The organism is Bdellovibrionales bacterium, assembly GCA_019750295.1.
Taxonomy (GTDB): Bacteria; Bdellovibrionota; Bdellovibrionia; order Bdellovibrionales; family JAGQZY01; genus JAIEOS01.
The window spans coordinates 40522-59984 of sequence record JAIEOS010000066.1 but is presented as its reverse complement, the minus strand read 5'-3'; the positions used below and the strand labels follow the sequence as shown (position 1 = coordinate 59984).

Genomic DNA, 19463 nt, shown 5'->3' with positions numbered 1-19463 from the left:
CAATTCACTCACTGAGCCTTCTCCGATTGCTGTTGGTACTGAGCTTTGGCGTTTCGCACCTGAACTCGTTGCCCCCCATTAAAAATCACAATTTCGTCGCCAATCAACTCGTTTTCCCCTTGGGTCACAAACGGTTTCTTGCGGAATACATACTTATCTTCATTAAAATACACGATCGCCTCGCCAGAGGAACCAATTTTATTTTGATCCTGCATATGAATTCCGCCATCCATAGTCAAAGTGTCCAATTTCCCATTTTTGTACTGAAAATTGGCGAAATTTCCTTTGACCACCATTTTGTCCACTTTAATCACGACGTTATTTTTAAAAATAGCGGTCTGCTCCGTGCCACTAAATTCGGCTCTCTGGGAACGAATACTCATCGCCCTCTGTTGACTCATGGGCTTGTGCCCCAGCACATCTTTTTCCAAGACCATGAGGTTGCTGACCAAACTCACATTCAAGCCGGTGCCTTCCATGTAGAGTCGACCATGCCCCTCATTCGGCCCTTCCACGCTCACCTTGTCTCTGGAGTTGATGGATTTCGTGGTGGGGTTATACACAAGTTTATTAGTAAAAAAAATGTAGCCATTACTCGAGACTAATTTGACGTCACCTTCGATGATCATGTCTTTTTTGGCCTCATCCACGGTCCCCTTGGCGCCGTTGACTTTGTAGGTCACGTTTTCGGAAAAAAATTCGGCTTTGACCTTTTCCAATTCCCATACGGCAGAGCCCATGCCTTTATGAGCACTGTCCGCCCAAACTTCCCAATCTTTCTTTTTACTGTTGGATTCGACGAGGTACAGTTGAGTTAAAGTTTGCTCTTGCACATCTGATTTTGTCGGCGCAGCCTGCTGAGCTTGCACCTGCTGCAAGTTCTTACTGGTGATTTCTTCTTCCGGAGTGAGCTTTTTAGAATCTTGCGTTTGCTCATCGCCCACCGGTGACCAACGCTCCGTTCTGAAATAATAAACTTCAAAACCGATCAGAATTAAAATGGCCACTACAAAGGTCGTATTTCTCATGGATTGTCCTATGGAATTCTTACTATAGTTCGGGCGCTCCCAGGAGACGCAGCGACCCAAAAACCGACCAAAGCACTAAGTCTCGGCTTATGGCTCCTTGGCCCTTGGACCTGAATTGAACTGAGCTCGCAAAATGTCTGTTTCTCTCTTTAAGTTATCAAATGGGGCGGCCGATATTTAATAAGTATGAAAATAGAATGGTTTGTCTATCATAAAAACACTGTTTTGGGCCCATTTACAACCGATGATGTGCATGCACATCTCGCGGCCAATAAAATCAGCGAAGACTCTTTCATTTGGTGGAAGGGTGAAAAAGATTGGGTGTCGGTCCTCCAATGGAGACAAGACTACCCGACAATCATTAAAAAGCTTGAAGATCATTTTAGCGTCGAGTGGAAAATCAAAGACCCTAAAAATGAGACCCGCTTTATGTCCTTTGACGAATGCATTCAGTATCTTAAAAACGTGGAGCTCAACCACGATATCTACCTCTGTCAAAAGAATAAAGACGTATGGGAAAGCATTTTTAACAACTCGATTTTTATGAACGCTTTAGAAATGACTCGCCGAAAAGTACCACGAGTTCCCATTGTGGCGACGGCAAAAATCTCTAAAGCCGATTCAAAATTTAGCTACTTAGTGAAAGTGAATATTATCGGTCAAGGTGGCATCGGTGTATCGGGACTGGGTAAGAACTTCCCGACAGGCACAAATGTCGACATCAAGCTCGAAAGTCCGAGCTTGGCGATCCCGATTCATGTTGAAGGACGTATCCTTTACCACACGAAAGACGGCTCCTCTGGAATCGAATTCGAGAAAATTGCGGCCGAGCCTATGTCCGCTATTATTGAATACGTGAATCAATTCCAAAATACACGATACAAAGCTGCGTAATTCAGGGACAATCTGCGTCCCTGGAGTTCCAGTTATTACTGGAACAACCACTAAACTTTTTTCGTGGATATCCCCTCTGTAATTACTTCCATTTCCTTGCTTAATGCCTCGAAGCTCTATATCTTGGTGCAAACTTTTGCATTCGGGACGCATGAAACTACCTGTCTTTCCCAACAATGATCACGAGCGCGTCAATGAGCTTTTGCAACTCGACATTCTCGACACACCTTCCGAGGAAGAGTTCGAAGATATCGTTTTTATGGCCTCATCGGTGACCGGCTGTCCAATCTCTCTGATCAGCTTGGTTGATCACAAGAGGCAGTGGTTTAAAGCTCGCATCGGCCTCAATGCCGCAGAAACTGATCGCGACATCTCCTTCTGCGGGCATGCGATTACAGCTCCAGGAGACGGCCTCTTCGAAGTGCAGGACACCACAGCAGATGAGCGCTTTGCCGACAATCCACTGGTCACGGGAAATCCCAATATACGATTCTACGCCGGTCAGCCTCTAGTGACTTCAAATGGTTATAAACTAGGAACTTTATGTGTCATTGACCGTCAATCTCGCACTTTAACGATGAGTCAAAAAAAGCAGATGGAGATTCTCTCCAAGCAAGCCATTCGATTGATCGAAGCCCGTCATAAAGCGAAGCACGAGGAAAACGAAAAAATCTCCCAAACTCAATTTCTAGCAGCAATGGCTCATGAAATTCGCACACCGCTCACCAGTATTACGGGATACACAGAAGTGATCAAAAAAGAGTTTGGAGAACTTCTCAATACAACCAAAGCCAAAGACTATTTTGCTTCCTTAGAGAATTCCAGTCACCACTTGCTCAATCTTGTGGGAGACATATTAGATCTCACCAAAATTAAATCAAAGTCGTTTCAGAAAACCGATAGCATCGTCTCCATCAGAGATCTTCTTCGACAAATCACCTCCGTCTTTCGCCTTAAGGCTGCACAAAAAAATATTCAATTTGATATTGAAATTAACGACAAAGTCCCCTCTCACGTTAAAACGGACGAGACGTTGCTCAAACAAATTTTGGTCAATTTGATCTCTAATGCGATTAAATTCACCGAGCGCGGTTCGGTCACCGTCACCACAGATTATCTTTTACTCAGCTCTCAACTCCAATTTTCAATAAAAGATACCGGCATGGGAATGACGGCCAGTGATATTGAAAATGCCTTTAAGCCTTTCCAGAGAACCGCGTTAAGCCAGTCCAAAAAAATCGAAGGCACCGGTTTAGGTTTATCCATTTGTAAAGGTCTCGCTGATTTGCTCGAAGGCGAGGTGAAATTAGTTTCTAGCGTAGTGGGCGAGGGCACTTTGTTTCGACTACAAATCCCCGCTCCCCGAGCCGAATCTCATGAAGTGGACAAGGCCTCATTAAAAGTTCAGCTCGATAGCGAGTTCTTCACAAATCTCTCCAATATTAAAAATATATTGTTAATTGAGGACAGTGAGGACAATCGTTTTATATTTACCTACTTCCTTAAGGCTTTCGAGCTAGATATCGATGAGGCTGAGACCGGCGCTCAAGGTCTCGAAAAGGCTGCTAAAAACCAGTATGATGCAGTTTTTGTAGATATGCGACTCCCCGACATTCACGGAATGGAACTTTTCGCTCAGCTCAAAGAGTTAGAGTCCGTCCAGGGCGCCCGTCTTGTCGCTTTTACAGCCTCCTCCACCGCCGAGGAGAAAGCCCGATGCATGAAGGCCGGGTTTACCCACTTTCTGCCAAAACCCTTCTCCCGAAACGATCTCCTGCGTTCTCTCACAGAATAAAAAAAGCCTGTTTCCACAGGCTTCTTGAGAATGACAATGTCTCGAAGTCAGATTAACGAACCAGATCTTCTTTAGATTTTTGCGAAACCGCAAAGTTGATCATAGTTGCACCGGCCTCGGTCGCCGTATAGAGAACTTTTTTGATGGTCAGGAAGTCGATCTCTTTATCGGCTTGCACCGTAACGCGACCCCAATCTCTTTCAAGCTCTTTTCGTTCTTCTTCAATTTCGGCCTCACTCATCTTTTTGGTCTGAGCATTGGCCAGAGCGGTTTTCAGTTTCTCTTTGAGGGTGGAATCGAAGGCCACTTTGCGCTCTTTAATTTTTTCTGCAAGACCCACTCGAAGAGCTTCAATCACCCACTCTTGTTGTTCTTTGACAGAAATAAAGTTAGCCACAGGAGTTTCATCTAAAAAGATTTTATCCTGAGTGACAACCACAACGTGAGCGGGACGAAGCTTCTTAATCGCCGTCGCCTCGGGAAGTGGTACGTTTTGTTTTAACTTAATTGCATCAACTTTAAAGTTTTGCAGAAGGAAAATCGTCAACACGGTGAACATATCTACCATCGCCGTTAACGAGAGAGCCACGACCGTGTTTCTCTTCCCTGCCGCTTTACGACGGTTTCCTCTGCCTCTTTTACCTGGTACGTAAATCGCCATTACTTAGCTCCCCCTGTTGCGACAGAGATCGCTGGGAATCCTGCTTGGAGAACAGCATCCATACCTTGAATGAGGAAATCATATTTTAAATGCTCATCCATGGTCACAACTGCATCCATCTTATCAGGATAAACCTGTTTGATTTCCATGAGACGCGCAAGTAGTGTTACCACGTCGTACGCCCCATCTGTCTTTTTTGGAACATCAAACTGTTTGGGTCCGATAACCACATGATGGCCACCATCTTTGATATCTATACGCAATGGAACGTCGGCCTTTGGAGGAGGCTTATCGACGTCATCCGTATTCTTTTTGGCGTTCAAAGAGCTGCCCAGTTTAATCATCGAAACTTGTGTCCAGACGGCAGTAATCAAAAGAAAGGTAATCAACACGCTCATCAAATCGATGAACGGAACGAGATTGACCTCAAAATTCGAATCTCTTTTGCCGCCTGAGCCGCCTAGATCAACACCAGCCATAAAAACTTCCTCTTATTACTTCATTTTATCGCGATTAGAAGACACTAAATTCATCAAGCTCATGCTACTTTCAGTCATTTCGTTAAGAATATGACCGATGCGGAACTGGAAGAAACCGTAAGCTAAAATCGCAATGATCGCTACGATCAGCCCAAATGCTGTACAGTTAAGTGCTTCCGCAATACCCTTCGAGAGCATTTCTGCTTTTTTAGAGTCATCGGCTTTTGTCACCCCTTGGAATGACGTGATCATACCTACGATCGTACCCGCTAATCCTAGAAGAGTTGCAAGGTTACCGAAAACCGCAAGGAAGCTGACCCAGCCTTCGACTTTTGGAGTTTCACGAAGCACCGATGCATCCATCGCCACTTGAACTTCTTCATCAGGACGCTTGTTCAAGACCTGAACTAATCCTGCTTTTAATGTGTTTGTTAAAGGAGCTTGGCGGCTGTCGCAGTAAGAGATTGCCTGTTGAACATCTCCACGTAAAACAACACCGAACAAATGCTCGTTGAAATCTTCTTTATCAATCCCAGAATCTTTAAGGATCATCATCTGTTTGAAAACAACGATCAACGTCATAATCAAAAATGCTAAGATCACATACATCATCGGGCCACCGGCTTCAAATGCATGCAGTATGAAATTCTGCGGTACTTCTTGTTGTGCAGCTCCTGCCGCTGCCATCATATTCTCTTCCACTTTACCCCTCCAAGGTGTTTATTAATTCTTTTATTTAAAGTTCAATTCCTAGTTATTCGAGAATGCGAGCGGGTAGAAAACCTGAACCGTTTGATTCTTTGGTGGTTCTGGAAATCTCCAGTTCTTCATTCTGCTAATCACACATCCAGCGAGTTCGTCGTTCACTAAAGTCGACTTCCCTCGGCTCATTTCGGCTCGGAGAACTCGCCCTTGTTCACCGATATCGAAATCGAGAACTAGTTTTCCGCCCAGGCCTTTGTCCGTACTTAAAGCTCTTTCGTAACAAGCTTGAAGTGCGCGTTGGTTTTGGATAAAGACTTGGCGAATACCGTTTCTATCGATATCCCCACCACTGGTTTCAGCATCGCCGCCCGGAAGAATCGTCACGGTACCTTTACCGCCGAGACCCACTCCACCGAATCCGCCGGTTCCAGGTCCGAGACCTTTTCCAGTGGAAATTCCGCCGACACCCACGTTCGATTTACCCTGACCGCCGCCAGTTTCTTTGAATTTCGAACCAAGACCTTCTCCGGCGCGATCTTCCGCGCTACCGGCGCTACCCGAGGCTTTATCAGCAAGACCGGAGAGCTCCCCTCCACCCGAGTAAGTATTGTCGAGTCGGTTGTTCGCCCCACCCGAACCGAAGACTCCAAAGATTCCTGACTTCTTAGGATCTTTAGTGATACTTTCGGCCTGAGCGCCCTCTTTGTTAGAGACCTTAACGGCTCCACCCTGCTTCACTGAACCCATTTGATTGCTCTTGGGTTTATTCGGATTCGCTCTCATGGATTTTGCTGCGGACTGATCTCCGCCACCCGCTTTTTGTGCCACTCGTGGAGGAGCTTGCTTCACAGCTTCGCGTTTAGGCTCCTGCTTTTTAATCTCGACAACTTTAGCCGGTTCTTTTTTAGGCTCGATCTTGACCACTTCTTTTTTAGGAGGTGGTTCGATCTTTTTCTCTTCCACTTTCGGTGGCTCTTCTTTAGGTTGAGGCACGACTGGCGGTGGTTTTGGAGGATTGTCGATGATCAGCGCCGTTCTAAATTCTTCTTCGTCCACTTCTTTATTTTCAACGTGATTTAAAGATACATAGAGAGATGTCACGATCGCCAAGATCGCTGCAAGCAACACCGCTAAGAAGCCATTACTTGTAAAATCGATCATCGGAATAAATAAAGGCTTTGGTGCATCCGAGGCGTAGCGAACAACCACTTCAAGATCGCCGCCCATTTGCATGCGGAGCATTTCCCCTTGCATTAAGTTCAAGCGGGAACCACTACCTGAGGACTGCAAACGACCTGTATTGAATAACTGTGATAATGGTGTTGTCGTATTATCTGCAACGAGAGAACCCATCATTCCCGGAGGAACAAAAACCGTCGCTTGCCCGTCGATCTGAACCAACGGTGCTTTACTGACTTTACTGTTTAATGACGGAAGTAATACTTCACAAGACGGATGCGTACCGAAATGAACAGTTCCCTTTTTATTGAAGTGGTAAGAATTGATAATTCTTTCTTTCCACGCGACCAGAATTTCAATAGTTCCACCTTTGGTGGGCTTAATAAATTCCGAAAGATTTTTATGAACACTCGGTGGAGCAAAGGTTTTTTCGCCTTTTTTCTTTTTCTTTTTGAAAACATGGATATCCCCAGTAGGAGAAGCCTGAACACCCATATCTGGCAGAGCTTGTGTTCCCATGTGCACAGGAGCTTGAGCCACTGACGTACTGATCGTCGGTGCCGCTTGAACCGGCTTCATCTCGATGGGTTTGTTCACAGGAGTCGGTGCCGCAGCTGGTGGCGCCGCCGTTGTCGAAGCCGAAACCGTAGGCGCTCCAACATAGAACTCGATAATATATTCACCGATGGCAATCTTATCACCATGTTCAAGAGCCGCCTCTAAAATCTTGCTCCCTTTAAGATACGTTCCCTGAGATGAACCCAAGTCGCTTAAATAATATTTATCTCCGCGCTTTTCGATCGAAGCGTGAAAAGGAGAAACTGCACCCGGAAGTTTAACGTGCGTGTCCGCGTCGGCAGATCCTAAAATAATCTGGTGTTCTTGCGTAAATTGCTTAACATCAACCACGCCACCATTTCTAAAAACTTTGAGGACGACTGGTTTACTCACGGATTCTTCTCCTTGGCTCTTTTTGCGGGCGCAATTTCATTGGCTGTCTGACGAAGTTCAGGAAGAAAATTCTCTCTTAAACGAATCAATTTTTTATAATTGAATTTCTTCTTCTGCAAAAGATAAAGAAGATCGGGCTTTTGCGCCTGCCCTTCAACCAACTGATCTTCGAAGTTAATTGTCGTTCTCTTTTCTTTGGCCGGTGCGTTCTGCGCGCTAGCGACGAAGGTGAAGAGCAATAAGCCTAAGATTGTGAATATATGCTGTGCTGTCGTCATTTTCTTGCTGCCCGTAACTTTTCGTTAAGTTCCGCCATTTTATTTTTAACGGCCGGATCATTACTTTCTAAAAACTCTAATTTATTGAGTATTCTCTCACCTTCGTCATATTTTTTCATATAATCGATAAGGAGAATAGCATAATTTATCATGGTCGAGACGTTTCTGGATTCTTTAGCAAGATTCTTTTTGTAGAGCTCCGCCGCCTTTTCGTAGTTTCCTGTGTAGCGCTGAATGATGGCGTAATTATTTGTTACACTCACACTCTCTGGGGATGAGCTGTAAGCACTCTCAATCATTCCTTGAGCCTTACCATAGTCTAGGTATTTTACGTAAATACTACCCAGATTATTATTTACGTTTCCGTTGCGAGAATCTTTTTCGTAAGCCGTTTTAAAATGAGCAAGGGCACTTTCCAAATTGTCTTCTTTAAGTGCGATCACACCTAAATTATTATGTAACCCAGCCATGTCTTTATTTTTCTCAATGGCACGCTCTAATAGCAAACGGGCAGCTCCCCATTCACTTTTTTGAATATGGTAAATCGCTAGCGCATTCAATGCTTGCGGATCATTAGGGTTTACCAAAAGCATGTCGCTCGCGATTTTAAACATCTCATTATAGTTTTTATCACTGAGGGCTTTACTCAGCTCCGATGGGGCACGCTTGGGTCCATCCAAAGACCCCGTCGGCGTCGCCGGAGCGGCCGCCGCTTTCTTCTCGGCCGATGGAGCCTCGATGGATGAATCGGTGGACCCAGAGTCATCGGAAGCGCAACCCGTGAGGAGTGCGGGAAACATTAACAGTAGAGGTGCCAATAAAATTAGTTTTTTCATAATCCAGCCTTATCCACGAGCGAACCAATACTGGCCATCTCGCCCGCCATCTTCGACTCACCAGGAGCCAATCTGTGATAATTTCGTGCAGAACTTAAAAGTGGATCGCCAAACGCTTCGATGGCCAATCCTTTTTCAAAAGCCGCCTTGTAGGCCCCTTTTGCTTTTTGTAAAAATCCATCACCCTCTTGCTGAGCCAATTGCTTAAACTGCTTCGCTTGCTCGGCATTACTGTACTCTCTGGGGACCGGGCTATTTTTAAACGCGTTTGCAATAACCTCGTAGGATTCCGCCTCCGCAGCAAGAGCTGCAACGATGGAAGGACCATAATCAATTTTGATCACTTCGGCGAGGTCCTTGATCAAAGTTTTTTGCAATGCCTTCATGTTGGCAAAAGCATTCACAATTGTTTTTTCCGCAGTTCCAAGGCGAATCGCTCTCATCTCATCCAACGAGCGACGAGCGAGCCAGAACTTCGCTTGACCCGCAAATTTGGCACCAGTTTTACTGCCACGCTCTTTAAATAAGCCCACAGTTTTTTCATACCACTGTTTGGCGAGGGCAGTTTGCCCGCGTTTCGCATAGGTCTCAGCGATGGTGTGAGTCGCCTTAAGACTTCTTAGGGTATCTCTCCAACCTAGGCGCAAGAATTGATCATAATAGGTCATTGCCTTGCCGTAATCCTTTTGGCGATGGAACATCTCCGCTCTTTCGTAGATGTACTCGTTCTTTTCTTTATCCGTAGACATCTTATCGAGCGCGGAAAAGGTAGACATCGCCTTTTCGGTGCGACCGAGAGCCACCCACAGGATCGAAGCATTATTCAGAGCATTCTTAGCTTTAGTTCCCGTAATGCCACGACCGAACTGTTCATACATCAACGCCGCTTTTTCAAGCTGACCGGTTTTCTTATAAATTTCGGCTAAGCTATTCTTAACATCCTGACGGAGTCCTTCGTTTTCTTTTCCTGGCACCGCCAAAACGTTTTCGTACATGCGAACAGATTCAGCTCCGCTTCCCGCCTTTTCGTAATTCACGGCTGCATTGAACATCGCCGAAACGACTTGAGGTGAGTTCGGTTGAGTCTTGGCAAAACTTTCGAAAGCTTTCGCCGCCTCGTAATTTTTACCGTTCTTTGAAAGACTGTCGGCAACTAGGAATTTGGCTTTATTTAAATTGTCGCGAATCTCTTTCCCAACGGGAGATTTTGCAATCGTAGGATTCTTAAGTAACTCATTACCTTCTTTTTGGAAGGTGTCGATATCGTTACGAATATTATGTATATCCAAGATATACTCGGCGGCCACCGGAACATCTTTCGAATTCGGGTTCTCCTTAATAATTCCACGGAAAACGCCCAAGGCTGGCTCAAAATCATTATGAACATAATAAAGTGCGCCTAAACGTTTTTTAATCTCGTCGGCTTTGTCGCCCTTAGGAAAAGCTTGAAGATAGAGTAACGAAGCCTGCTCGAACTTCTTCACCTCCGGAGCATATGGAATTTTCGTCAACTTATCCTTGGCCTTATTTCGACGATTTTCCATCTCTGCATCTTTAGGAAGAAGTTTCTCAAGAGAAAGGACGTTGTTGATTACAGACTTTTCGTAGTAAGGGCTCTTTTTATCATTTTCTGCCAGCCACTGGTATTGCTGAGCTGCTTTTTCGTAAGCACGCATATCAAATAAAAGTTCCCCATAAAAGAATCGCATTTCCGAATGCTTTGGAGAATCTTTAAAGAAGTGCAAATACATCTTATAAGAATCAGACGCCGTCTGCTGAGAGAACTCAGACTTCACGCTCACCGCTGTGGCGTGCAATCTTAAAGTATGGTTTCTCAAAGTCGTTTCTTGAAGGGCAAACGTTTCCTTGAGCATCTCTTTCTTGTCGGAATTTGCCGAAGCCCAGGAGCTTGCCGGCCCATAATTTTGAATCCACTCAGCCAATTCAATCTTGAAGGCTTTAAGATTGTTCACGTTTAGGTTGTCTTGAACGATCTGATATTGATACTTAGCCGCTTTTTCCGCTTCCGGCGCCATCGTGATTAACTTTTTAAACAAATAGGTCGACGCTGGAATATTCCCCGAGTAGCTATAGCGATAAGCAAGAGCATCTAACAATTCCACCGTTTTCTTTTCGCTACGAGTGGCCTTATTAAAGTCATCCTCGGCCTCTTTAAACTTTCCAGTTTGCGAGTAAAAGGCAACGTAGTCTTTGATGGCCTCTTCACGAAGACGAAGTTTATTCACCTCACGAGTTCCTTCGGCGGCCTCTCCACCACCACCGTCAGATCGAATGACCCGCTCAAGAGTGTCCACCGCCGCAGGATATCTGCCCATTCTGTAGAAACACCAAGCTGTCTTGTAGAGAGAGAATAAATGGAGGCGTGCCGTTTTCTTTTGCACCAAACGTCCGTAGTTCTCTAAAGCTTCGTTCCAATTTTCCTTTTCGAAGTAATACTCCCCGAGAGCAAAGTGAGACTCATCCACATAGGCACTGCTAGGAAAACGTTGAGTCAGCTCTTTATAATAAGCTTCCCCTTTTTTTTCATTTCCTATCTCGAAATTGCTATACCCTAAGAAATAAAGAGCCTGAGCCACTTTCGGATCTTTTGGGAAGTCGCGAATAAAATATTCATAAAGCTGAATGGCTTTCGCAAACAGAGGCTTTCCTGGATTTGTTTTAGGAAGAACAGGCTTGGCACCTTTTTTTGTCTCTTCCCATTTCTTCATTCTTTTATCGTAATCATCTTGAACCTTCATATCCAAGATATTACCTTTTTCCACATACCGCTCAGCCAGCCTTAACCAGATCTCTCCACGGTTACGGCTGGTCTTGTACTTCGATGAAAGGGTGTAAAGTTTTTTAATTTCTTCATCAACGAGTTTGTTATATTCCACTCGAAGAGGATCATCATCATAAAGGAATAAGCGGCTGGATCGAGGCGGCTTGACCACGCTCATATCTCGCGGTCGCGTTTGCTCCTGAAGAATAGGCCGTGCTGTCGGCACCGATTCGCTTAGTTTCTTAAGCGTCATGTCGGCCATCTTTTTCTTATCAGTAATTTTCGCATTCACTTGCAATGCGACCACTAATACCACTAATCCCGAAATATACTTTTTCATCATAGTTTCACCCAACATCGCTGACTTATCTTATTAGACTCGCCTATTATTGGCAGGCCTGTACACCCACATAGTGATAGTTCCCGAGTTCATCTAACCAGTACTCGCCCTGGAATGGCCAATATTCATAACCATTAGAAATAAAGAAGTTTCGAGAAGAATCATCCACGATCTGTTTCCGCGGAATCTTCTTACCGACAAGCTCTTTACCCACAACTTCTTTCTTACCGCTGACCATTTCGAACTTAAGGAAATCACTCTGCTCAAAGAAATCACGAAGTTCTGATTTCATCTTTAACAAATGATTTCGAGCAAGTTTTCCAATCAAATCTTCAGTGCTTGTTTTTCGACGTTCGATAATTCGGCGACCGAATTTACCCATAGCGCTGCCCTGCCAGTCTCGAGCCAGAGCATTGATCTTGCGATCTTCTTCTTCCAACATATTGTAATAGTTCAAATTAGCGCGAATCTGGTTGTGGCGAAGCAATGCCGTTGTCACCATATCGTTGAGACGCATGCGGTTTTTACTTTCTTTTTCGTTCTTTGCGTTTTCATAACCGCGTTTGACTTCGTCCCAATAGAGCTTACTGTTGTCTGAACGACTGAGCATCTTGTCGATATTGCTAGCGACCGGTCGGTAAATTCGATCGAAGAGCTCTAGAGTTTTTTCCATTTCATCGTAACGACAGATATATAAGTAGACGATCGCACGAAGTAATAACGACTCTGGAGAATAAATCTCTTCGTAATAAGGAGAATGCAACGTGTGGAAGTTACTTAACGCCGATCGGAAGAATTGACCCGAACGGAGCATCGCCCAACTCATTTCAAACATAGCATCGTGCCACTGAATTGTATCGCGAGGAACAGCTCGGTAATAACTGATCGAACGATCCCATTTTTTTCCTTGATAGTAAATGCGGGCCAAAGCCATCGTCGCATTCACACGATTCGGATCGGTCACAGGTCTATTGTTGTAGATGTTAAGTAACTCTTCGTAGGCCGCTGCCGCATTACCCAGCTTATTCTGCTCGGCATAAGCTAACCCTTGCTTAAACAAGGCCTGAGGATAAACGGTGCTTTCTGGGTCCACTTTCGCGAAGGCTTTCGCCGCCTCATCGAATTGACCCTCTTTGAGCTTTAACTCCCCATATCTAAAAAAGAACAGATCTTTACTGTCCGCCGGGAAATCTTTGATCTGAATTCTAGATACCGCGTACTTTAAAAGAACATCGGAATCCAACATATTGCTCAAAAAAGAAAGCTTTCCTAAGCTCTGTCTCAGATATTTATGATCACCACTCCGACGAAGTTCCTCGTCGATGACATCATAAAACACAAAAGAGGACGTTTGGTACAGCTTCAGTTCCATAAGCATAAGACCAAGCATGTACTTAATCTGCGCCGCCTCACCGGCGTACTTTGAACTTCGACTCACAGTAAACAAAAGCTTTGACGCCTCTTCGTACTGATTGGAGGAGGCTAAGCTTTTGATCTTTGAGATCACGTTACCGCCGCCTCCCGAACCTTCTCCGCTCGCTGCGTTTGCATCTGAGGATCCGCGATTACTGCGATTGGTTCTTGTCGTTGTTGTCTTTGTGGACGTCGACGGTTGGGAACGCCGACGCGTGGTCGTCGTTTTAGTCGTGGTGACTTTTTTCTTTTTACTACTACTGTTTTGCGCCAACAAAATAGGTTCATCTGTAGTGGGAGTTCCCATCACGTCATTCACATCAGCATACGAACTCTGAGTGACTAAACAAATTGTGGCTAAAGTGGTTATGAACTTCATCATCGGTACTTTGCCTCCGGAAAGAAGAAACTGAATCCTAGGGAAAGGAAAATATTATTTTGTAAGTCGTCGCTGACATTGCTTACACCATTTCGAGTCGTGCGAACTTCGGGCTGAAGAATGTGCCAGCTGACATCCCATTTGAACGCCATCCATTTATTAAAAGCGATGATTTGACCCGTCGATAAACTTAAGGTGATGGGATTATCTAGAGCTTCTACGTTAACGGTGGTGTTGGAAGAGCTAGATCCCGCCTCTAAGCGAGTTTGACCGATCCCGACAGCAAAGTAGTGATCGAAAGGAATAATTTTTTTATCAAAGTAGGAGTATTTCCCGTAGATCGGCGTCCAACGCATGTTCACACCATAAAACATTTCGGTGGCCACAAGTCCGTTAGTCACGATTCCCTGCTCGAGAAGATTATTCGCCGCTTTACTATTGCTCACCGAGAACCACTTCACTGCGAGTTCCGCAGCAAACTTTTCATTAAAGTGATAACCCAGAGTTCCGTTTACACCATAGGCGGAAAAATAGGAGTCGTTGATATTGGCTGCGGCGGAAAAATTTCCTTCGAAACGCTGAGTTTTTGGAAGATAACGTTTTTGAATCACCGCCACATCTTCGAAAGACTTAAGAGTATTGAGATTTTCTAACCGTGTCGGAGGAGGGCTTTTGTCCGCGCGATTGGCAGCGCTGGCCGCTTCGGCATCGCGAACTTCCTGCTGGGATTCTCTTTCTACACGAGTATCGTCGGCGTCAAAAAGATTTTCGATCTGGTCCACGTCGTCGGCATAGGAGGTCGAAAAAGATGTGACCGCGAGCAGAAATACAAAAAAACGTATTATCATAGGTGCATCCTTAAACTGCTGTTTCTACATACAGAATAAAAAATAAATTAAGAAAATTGTAGGGTTAACGACGGACCTGGTCAGTAACTAGACTTTAGCGAGACTCAACCTAAGTCGCGTCTCGTAGAGACTAAAGTAAGAAAACAAGCCCGAGAGTCATACTTGGACTCACGTTAAATTGACTGTCGAAGGCCGAGGGGTCGAGCTTCGTCGTTGCGGCTTTCGTCTGGGTAGGAATACTAATAACGTTAGGTCCTTCGTAAAATAGAAAGCGCAGATCGGCCCGGAAGGCCATGCGTGGTGTAAAGTAGAGGTTCTGCCCAAAACCAAGATTGGCAATCCAAGTGACTTCACCACCGACGTCGATCGCACCCGCCCCAAGAACTCCAAAAAGGTTCATATTTAAAACTGTGTCCTTCGTTAAGCTGATCTTTCCATAATAAGGAGTCAGCTGATAATCCACCATCAAAAGGTATTTCGGCACAGGAACACCTTGAAAGCCGATGCGAGTCGCCGGATCGCTATCGATTTCTTTAGCGTCGCTAGAGACTTCGTCTTGCTTTAAAAAACCGCTGACCTGAACACTACTGAATTCATTAAAGTGATAACCCAATCTCAGACCATAAATCAGAGGGTTAAAGAACGGCTCGTTAAAAATGAAACCAGCAGCCAAGCCCGCTTCCATTCGTCCCTTGGTGTTCACGCGACGAGATTTGACCGCCGTCGTTCCGCCCTCGAAGACCGGAAGCACTGATTCTTTTGCTAATTCTTCTTCGGGAAACTCAATCGTTACGGCCATCGATAAAGAAGGGGCAAGTAAGATCGGGATGATAAGGGAAGAAAGCTGTAACCAAAGCTGTAACCAAAGATGTCTCACAAGATGCTCCTTACTTAGAGTAATAACCGTATTTGATAATCATTTCGCACAACTCACGAAGGGCACCGTCGCCCTCGGGTCGCTTCGTTACATAGTGGCACTTTGGCTGCACACCCTCAATCGCTCCGGGCACCGTTGCCGCAAAACCCACTTGTTCGAGGATCACCAAGTCAAAGACATCATCACCGATGTAACTGATTTCCTCATTAGTATAACCACTCATTTTTTTAATTTCATCAAAGGCCGGACCTTTGTCCATCTTGCCTTGAAAAAGATAATCTATCTTTAAATGCTCCGCTCTCTTCCGCACGTCCGGGGAAGAGGCTCCAGTAATTATCCCCACCTTGTATCCGGCTTCCCGCAAAAAAACGATACCGGCCCCATCTCGAACAGAATAGTGGCGACGCCATTCCCCATCATCCCCTAAAAAGATAGTTCCGTCGGTCATAACGCCGTCCACATCGGTCACGAGCATCTTCACTTTTTTAAGCTTAGCGATAAGTTCTTGGGATAATTCCATAACTTATATAGTGAACAATCGGATCTTTATAGGCAAGTAAACTTGAGATTTAATCGAGATTTAAATTAGGACTGGCCTTCAGTAGTGGAGCCTACTTATTCCATCCCAAAAAATTATAAAGATGAAATCGCGCCATGCCCAAGTACTCATGGACACCCAAATCAAACAACGAGAGATTGTGAGAAAGCGGGATGACTTTAAAGAGCGCACTGGCTTGATCCGCCGGAGCGGGCGTCGGGAATATTTTAAAGTGCGAAAAATAAAGTAAAGATCGGTTCATATGTAACCCCGAAGTGACGAGAAAGATCTCATCGTAGGGCTCCCGCGCGGCCATCATCGCTGCGGTAAATTTGGCATTTTGGTAGGTGTTTTTACTTTTCATTTCCCTAAATATATCCTCGTCGATGACACCCATCTCAGTGAGAGCGTTGGCCAAAGCTTCGGCCTCGCTCGTTCCATTCTTGGCAGGATCTCCACCCGTGACATAAATGTGGCATTGTTTGTTTTGCTTTTTACATTGAAGATAAAGTCGGATCGCTTCGTGCGCTCGGGAAAAAGTGGGCATGGCGCTCACCACAAGATGGGACGCCGACCAAAAGGACGTTCCTGCCCCTAAAATAATAAACGCATTTCTTTCTTTCCAATCAGTGACGGTTGCGCGAGAGTGAGTTTGTAAGCTTTCGATCACCAACTGTGCAAAGACACCATTGCCAATCACTAAGATAAAAACTACGGCCACCGCCATAAGAATTCGGCTCAGACGATAGTATCGAGATAAAGCACCCGCTAAAGTCAACAGCACTAATAGAACAATGATGGATACCGACATGTGGATTCGCTTATCTAATTTTTGCTTTTAATAAATCTTGTAAGTGAAGTAGCCCGACGGGCTTTTTCCCTTGCTTTTCATCCATGACAAATAGCATTTGGATCGAAAACTGCTCCATCACGAACAATGCCTTTTCGGCCATTTCGTCGGAAAGAATCGTCTTGGGAGACCGAGACATCATATCTTTGGCCGCCGTCTGCAGAGGGCTCTCATTTTGATTGAGATGACGACGAATATCTCCATCGGTGATAATCCCGACGAGCTCCTGCTTATCATTCACAACCCCGGCGACTCCACGCACTTCTTTCGCGGTCATGATCGGGAGAATTTCTTTAAGGACGGCGCTTTCGCTCACCAGAGGCAACGCACCTTGCCCGTGCATCACATCTCTGACTCGAGTGAGCAGTCGACGCCCTAAACTTCCACCAGGATGAAACTCCGCAAAATCCTCTTTTTTAAAGCCTTTTTTACTGAGGACGACCATGGCTAAAGCGTCACTGAGAGCTAAGGATGCCGTTGAGCTTGAAGTGGGCGCTAACCCTAAGGGACACGCCTCTTCACTCACACCGATATCGAGAACTACGGGACTGGCCTTAGCCAATTCACTTCCCCGATTTCCCGTCATGGAAATCAACGGGATATTTTTTCGAGAGATAAATCCCAAAATATCTTTAAGCTCTGGCGAATCTCCACCATTACTAATAATGACCACACAATCATTGGGTGAAATCACACCGAGATCCCCGTGAGAGCTCTCCGCCGGATGAAGATACAAGGACGGAGTTCCGGTCGAACTCAGCGTGCTCGCGAGTTTTCGTGCAATGTAACCGGATTTACCGATGCCCGTGACAATGACTTTCCCCGAACAGTCCACAATCACGTTGACGGCTTTTTCGAAATTTCCGTCCAACTTGGATTTAATTTCTAAAATGGCCTTCGACTCGAGATCGAGAACTTTTTTAGCTTCTTCGAGATAATTCATGAATACCTCTGACTTTCGCTGGCACCTTGCGACTGCTACTTTTTTCGATGAGATGCGCCCGCGCGATCGCGGCCGAAATAAAATCACGGAATATAGGATGTGGCGCTAAAGGACGTGATTGAAACTCGGGGTGGAACTGAACACCGATAAAGAACGGATGCTTCGGCAGCTCCACGATCTCGACAAGATCACGCTCTTCGCAGATTCCGGAAAGTTCCATACCGTGCTTCTGAAAAAGTCCTCTAAAGCTATTATTAAATTCATAGCGATGACGATGCCGCTCACTGATGGAATCTTTTTGATAGATACGACGAGCTAAGCTGTTCTTTTTTAACTTACAGTTAAACGAACCTAACCGCATCGTAGCGCCTTTGTTACTCACGCCTTTTTGCTCTTCCATCAAATTGATCACATAATTGCGCTGACCCTTCTGATTCGAATCATCAAATTCGCGGCTGGTCGCATTTTTGATTCCACAAACATTTCGAGCGAACTCGATCGAAGCCAATTGCATGCCCAAACAAATCCCAAAGAAAGGTATATTGTTTTCGCGAGCATACTCGATCGCGCGAATCTTTCCTTCCACGCCTCGCTCTCCAAAACCTCCGGGCACCAGAATTCCGTGAAGCTTTTGGAGCTGCTGATCTATATTTTTTCGTGTGAGCTCCTCGGCGTTCACGTAAACAACGTTCACCCGGCAGTTCTCAGCGACTCCACCATGACTAATGGCCTCCGCTAAAGACTTATAACTCTCTTTAAGATCCACATACTTACCAATAAGACCAATTGTAACTTCGTTGGCCGGGTTCTTGGTCACCTTAACGATCTTTTCCCACGCTTTAAGATCCGGCTTAGGGCTTTCGAGCTTAAGGGCCTGAACCACTTTTTCATCAAAACCTTCGTTGTGGAGCATCAGTGGAACTTCGTAAATAGTCGATGCATCGTAAGCCGCAATCACGTTCTCTGGGCGTACGCTACAGAACAATCCGATCTTGGACTTCATGTTGGGATCGATGGGCATTTCGCTACGGCAGATCAAAAAGTCCGGCTGAATTCCAATCGCGCGCAATTCTTTGACCGAGTGTTGAGTGGGCTTCGATTTTAATTCACCCGCCGCTTTAATGTAAGGAATGTAAGTCACATGGACGAACAACGTATTCTCGAATCCTAAATCCACACGCATCTGACGAATGGCTTCGACAAACGGAAGCCCTTCGATATCGCCAATCGTTCCACCAATCTCGACGATGATGACTTCAAAACCTTGAGCCGCTTCGAAAATGCGAGACTTAATTTCGTCAGTGATGTGTGGGATGACTTGCACAGTCCCACCGAGGTAATCTCCGCGGCGCTCTTTACGAATAACGCTGTCGTAGACTTGACCGGCCGTGATGCTGTTATGACGGTTTAAAGTGATCGAAGTGAAGCGCTCATAATGACCCAGATCGAGATCGGTTTCGGCGCCATCGGCCGTCACGAAAACTTCACCATGCTGGAACGGAGACATCGTCCCTGGATCCACATTGATATAAGGATCACATTTCATTAACGTCACTTTGATTCCACGTGCTTCGAGCATGGCGGCAAGACTGGCCGCACTTAGACCCTTACCGATCGACGACACTACGCCGCCGGTCACAAATATAAATTTCTGCTGCAAATGCTGTGTTTTTTTCTTTTTCATAAG

17 protein-coding genes are annotated in these 19463 nt (G+C 45.4%); 2 read left to right on the top strand and 15 right to left on the bottom strand.

Annotated features, from left to right (window positions below):
• Window positions 1-8: 8 nt before the first annotated feature.
• On the bottom strand, window positions 9-1028 hold the full coding sequence (gene lptC / locus K2Q26_11800; GenBank protein MBY0316199.1) for an LPS export ABC transporter periplasmic protein LptC: 1020 nt from the start codon (window positions 1026-1028) through the stop codon (window positions 9-11).
• A gap of 186 nt (window positions 1029-1214) precedes the next feature.
• Here lptC and K2Q26_11795 point away from each other — a divergent pair, with 186 nt between their 5' ends.
• Together K2Q26_11795 and K2Q26_11790 are read left to right on the top strand one after the other, a co-directional pair.
• Window positions 1215-1922, top strand: a complete 708-nt coding sequence (locus tag K2Q26_11795; protein MBY0316198.1) for a GYF domain-containing protein — start codon at window positions 1215-1217, stop codon at window positions 1920-1922.
• 151 nt (window positions 1923-2073) lie between these two features.
• Window positions 2074-3717 carry a response regulator gene (locus tag K2Q26_11790; protein ID MBY0316197.1) on the top strand — a complete coding sequence of 548 codons (1644 nt, stop codon included), beginning with the start codon at window positions 2074-2076 and terminating at the stop codon, window positions 3715-3717.
• Window positions 3718-3769: 52 nt separating this feature from the next.
• On the opposite strand, the gene K2Q26_11785 is transcribed toward K2Q26_11790, so the two are convergent.
• From K2Q26_11785 to K2Q26_11720, 14 genes are all read right to left on the bottom strand, one after another.
• A complete protein-coding gene (locus K2Q26_11785; GenBank protein ID MBY0316196.1) occupies window positions 3770-4378 on the bottom strand; it encodes a biopolymer transporter ExbD in 609 nt (202 codons plus the stop codon).
• Window positions 4378-4857: a biopolymer transporter ExbD gene (locus tag K2Q26_11780; GenBank protein ID MBY0316195.1), complete on the bottom strand. Its 480-nt coding sequence runs from the start codon at window positions 4855-4857 to the stop codon at window positions 4378-4380. The genes K2Q26_11785 and K2Q26_11780 overlap by 1 nt, the downstream gene beginning before the upstream one ends.
• Before the next feature lie 15 nt (window positions 4858-4872).
• A complete protein-coding gene (locus K2Q26_11775; protein MBY0316194.1) occupies window positions 4873-5544 on the bottom strand; it encodes a MotA/TolQ/ExbB proton channel family protein in 672 nt (223 codons plus the stop codon).
• Window positions 5545-5607: 63 nt separating this feature from the next.
• Window positions 5608-7692 (bottom strand): AgmX/PglI C-terminal domain-containing protein, encoded by a 2085-nt coding sequence (locus K2Q26_11770; GenBank protein MBY0316193.1) that lies wholly within the window; start codon window positions 7690-7692, stop codon window positions 5608-5610.
• A complete protein-coding gene (locus K2Q26_11765) occupies window positions 7689-7970 on the bottom strand; it encodes a hypothetical protein (protein MBY0316192.1) in 282 nt (93 codons plus the stop codon). Before K2Q26_11765 ends, K2Q26_11770 begins: the two co-directional genes overlap by 4 nt.
• Entirely contained in the window at window positions 7967-8806 is an 840-nt protein-coding gene (locus tag K2Q26_11760; GenBank protein MBY0316191.1) for a tetratricopeptide repeat protein, read from the bottom strand. Before K2Q26_11760 ends, K2Q26_11765 begins: the two co-directional genes overlap by 4 nt.
• Complete coding sequence (locus K2Q26_11755; GenBank protein MBY0316190.1) at window positions 8803-11931, bottom strand: tetratricopeptide repeat protein; 3129 nt, start codon at window positions 11929-11931, stop codon at window positions 8803-8805. The genes K2Q26_11760 and K2Q26_11755 overlap by 4 nt, the downstream gene beginning before the upstream one ends.
• Window positions 11932-11974: 43 nt before the next feature.
• Complete coding sequence (locus tag K2Q26_11750) at window positions 11975-13723, bottom strand: tetratricopeptide repeat protein (protein ID MBY0316189.1); 1749 nt, start codon at window positions 13721-13723, stop codon at window positions 11975-11977.
• A complete protein-coding gene (locus K2Q26_11745) occupies window positions 13720-14568 on the bottom strand; it encodes an outer membrane beta-barrel domain-containing protein (GenBank protein ID MBY0316188.1) in 849 nt (282 codons plus the stop codon). Before K2Q26_11745 ends, K2Q26_11750 begins: the two co-directional genes overlap by 4 nt.
• 130 nt (window positions 14569-14698) lie before the next feature.
• On the bottom strand, window positions 14699-15445 hold the full coding sequence (locus tag K2Q26_11740; protein ID MBY0316187.1) for an outer membrane beta-barrel domain-containing protein: 747 nt from the start codon (window positions 15443-15445) through the stop codon (window positions 14699-14701).
• 10 nt (window positions 15446-15455) lie between these two features.
• A complete protein-coding gene (locus K2Q26_11735) occupies window positions 15456-15965 on the bottom strand; it encodes an HAD hydrolase family protein (GenBank protein ID MBY0316186.1) in 510 nt (169 codons plus the stop codon).
• A gap of 91 nt (window positions 15966-16056) precedes the next feature.
• A complete protein-coding gene (locus K2Q26_11730) occupies window positions 16057-16794 on the bottom strand; it encodes a YdcF family protein (GenBank protein MBY0316185.1) in 738 nt (245 codons plus the stop codon).
• A 10-nt stretch (window positions 16795-16804) separates the two neighbouring features.
• Complete coding sequence (locus K2Q26_11725) at window positions 16805-17776, bottom strand: KpsF/GutQ family sugar-phosphate isomerase (protein ID MBY0316184.1); 972 nt, start codon at window positions 17774-17776, stop codon at window positions 16805-16807.
• Window positions 17754-19460: a CTP synthase gene (locus tag K2Q26_11720; protein MBY0316183.1), complete on the bottom strand. Its 1707-nt coding sequence runs from the start codon at window positions 19458-19460 to the stop codon at window positions 17754-17756. The genes K2Q26_11725 and K2Q26_11720 overlap by 23 nt, the downstream gene beginning before the upstream one ends.
• Window positions 19461-19463: the final 3 nt, after the last annotated feature.

Coding starts and splice junctions, on each gene's coding strand:
- K2Q26_11790 (MBY0316197.1), top strand. CDS start 2,074: ATGAAACTACCTGTCTTTCCCAACAATGATCACGAGCGCGTCAATGAG.
- K2Q26_11755 (MBY0316190.1), bottom strand. CDS start 11,931: ATGATGAAAAAGTATATTTCGGGATTAGTGGTATTAGTGGTCGCATTG.
- lptC (MBY0316199.1), bottom strand. CDS start 1,028: ATGAGAAATACGACCTTTGTAGTGGCCATTTTAATTCTGATCGGTTTT.
- K2Q26_11795 (MBY0316198.1), top strand. CDS start 1,215: ATGAAAATAGAATGGTTTGTCTATCATAAAAACACTGTTTTGGGCCCA.
- K2Q26_11720 (MBY0316183.1), bottom strand. CDS start 19,460: ATGAAAAAGAAAAAAACACAGCATTTGCAGCAGAAATTTATATTTGTG.
- K2Q26_11780 (MBY0316195.1), bottom strand. CDS start 4,857: ATGGCTGGTGTTGATCTAGGCGGCTCAGGCGGCAAAAGAGATTCGAAT.
- K2Q26_11765 (MBY0316192.1), bottom strand. CDS start 7,970: ATGACGACAGCACAGCATATATTCACAATCTTAGGCTTATTGCTCTTC.
- K2Q26_11775 (MBY0316194.1), bottom strand. CDS start 5,544: ATGGCAGCGGCAGGAGCTGCACAACAAGAAGTACCGCAGAATTTCATA.
- K2Q26_11745 (MBY0316188.1), bottom strand. CDS start 14,568: ATGATAATACGTTTTTTTGTATTTCTGCTCGCGGTCACATCTTTTTCG.
- K2Q26_11735 (MBY0316186.1), bottom strand. CDS start 15,965: ATGGAATTATCCCAAGAACTTATCGCTAAGCTTAAAAAAGTGAAGATG.
- K2Q26_11785 (MBY0316196.1), bottom strand. CDS start 4,378: ATGGCGATTTACGTACCAGGTAAAAGAGGCAGAGGAAACCGTCGTAAA.
- K2Q26_11750 (MBY0316189.1), bottom strand. CDS start 13,723: ATGATGAAGTTCATAACCACTTTAGCCACAATTTGTTTAGTCACTCAG.
- K2Q26_11730 (MBY0316185.1), bottom strand. CDS start 16,794: ATGTCGGTATCCATCATTGTTCTATTAGTGCTGTTGACTTTAGCGGGT.
- K2Q26_11760 (MBY0316191.1), bottom strand. CDS start 8,806: ATGAAAAAACTAATTTTATTGGCACCTCTACTGTTAATGTTTCCCGCA.
- K2Q26_11725 (MBY0316184.1), bottom strand. CDS start 17,776: ATGAATTATCTCGAAGAAGCTAAAAAAGTTCTCGATCTCGAGTCGAAG.